This is a genomic window from Bowmanella yangjiangensis (assembly GCF_017255015.1).
GTDB classification, from domain to species: domain Bacteria; phylum Pseudomonadota; class Gammaproteobacteria; order Enterobacterales; family Alteromonadaceae; genus Bowmanella; species Bowmanella yangjiangensis.
This window is the reverse complement of record NZ_JAFKCS010000356.1, coordinates 1-814: the sequence shown is the minus strand read 5'-3', so window position 1 is coordinate 814 and position 814 is coordinate 1. Positions and strand designations below refer to the sequence as shown.

Sequence of the window (814 nt, the reverse complement as noted above, 5' to 3'; positions counted from 1 at the left end):
GTCACCAGGTCATCGACATAGAAGAAGCGCCCGTGCAGCAGGTTTTCCTGCAGGCGACAACCGGCCAGGCCCAGCACCTCGTCGCCCTGGCGCGCCGCCAGCAGGCGATAACCCTGCTCGGCCTGGCGTTGCAGGCGCTGGACGAAATCGTCGGCGTCGCTCAGGTGTGGGCGCAATACGCGCATCAGGGGCAGGCAGGCACGCAGTTCGTCCGGGTCGTCGAGCCAGTCGCAGCGGTAGTCGGTAATCATGGCGGTTCTCCATCGAAGATGGCCGCCACTCTAGGCGGAACATGGCATAGTCAGTAGAGCCAAGAATCATCGAATCGATTAGGACATAGGCATGTACAGCATTCACCTGGAAAGCGCACGCGACAAGGCGACACCGATCTACCTGCAGCTCTATCAGCGTCTGCGCGAAGCGATCGCCGAGGGCCGCCTGCAGCCAGGCGAGCGCGTGCCCTCGGTTCGCGCCCTGGCCAGCGAGCTCAATCTGGCGCGCGGAACGGTAGAGGCGGCCTACCAGTTGCTGGTCGGCGAGGGTTATCTGCTGCCGCGCGGGCCGGCCGGCACCGTGGTCTCCCCACAGTTGCCGCATGCCCCCGGCAACCCGCTGCTGCCCGCCAAAGAGCGCCAGGCCTCGCGCTCAGGCGATGAGCCGAGCGCAGAGGCGCTGCCGTTCCAGCTCGGCCTGCCGGCCCTGGACAGCTTCCCACGCAAGCTCTGGAGCCGGCTCGGCGCGCGCCACCTGCGCCAGCTGAGCAGCCCCGACCTCAACTACCCGCCCGCGCAAGGCCTGCCCGCGCTGCGGCGCA

Annotated in this window: 1 protein-coding gene and 1 pseudogene; one reads left to right on the top strand and one right to left on the bottom strand. The window is 67.7% G+C overall.

Annotated features, from left to right (window positions below):
* A pseudogene (locus tag J0A65_RS24520) lies at window positions 1–251 on the bottom strand (GNAT family N-acetyltransferase); the annotation flags it as partial.
* A gap of 91 nt (window positions 252–342) precedes the next feature.
* Between J0A65_RS24520 and J0A65_RS24515 the strand changes: the two are divergent.
* Window positions 343–814, top strand: a 472-nt coding sequence (locus J0A65_RS24515) for a GntR family transcriptional regulator (RefSeq protein ID WP_206596863.1), incomplete at its 3' end; no start/stop codon positions are given.